The following is a 412-nucleotide window of genomic DNA, read 5'->3' as shown; positions in this document are numbered from 1 at the left end:
TTGCCAAATTCTTTTTTGAAAGTCAATGTATTTTCGTAAAGCATTGTTTCCGATCTTGCTTTATTTTGATCTGTGAAAGACTGATCAAATGGCTGATTTAATGTCCAGTTTCCTTTTTTTCGTAAAAATTTATAAGAATCGAAACTAGTTTCATATCCAAAATTTAAACGGTATTTCAACCAAGGGGTAAACTTTAATTCTGACCATATATTTCCTCGTATTCTAAAATTTTCGTTTGTAGTGTTTGCAAAATCGGCAATTGCTAAAGGGTTTGTACCAAAAGTATCCGCTACACCAGGTTTTCCGTAACCATAACCTCCTGGATTAGAAGCATCGTAAACAGGAATTGTTGGTGTTAATCTGTACAAATCAATAATTGGATTTCCAGACCTTTCATCAGTTTTTGAGTTAC

At 33.0% G+C, this 412-nt stretch carries 1 pseudogene; it reads right to left on the bottom strand.

The annotated features are described in order from the left end of the window. Window positions 1-412, bottom strand: a pseudogene (locus tag EKL98_RS18345) (SusC/RagA family TonB-linked outer membrane protein); the annotation flags it as partial.

The sequence above is a fragment of the Flavobacterium bomense genome (assembly GCF_003970355.1).
Note: the sequence above shows the minus strand (reverse complement) of the source record. Positions and strands in the feature narration are given on the sequence as shown.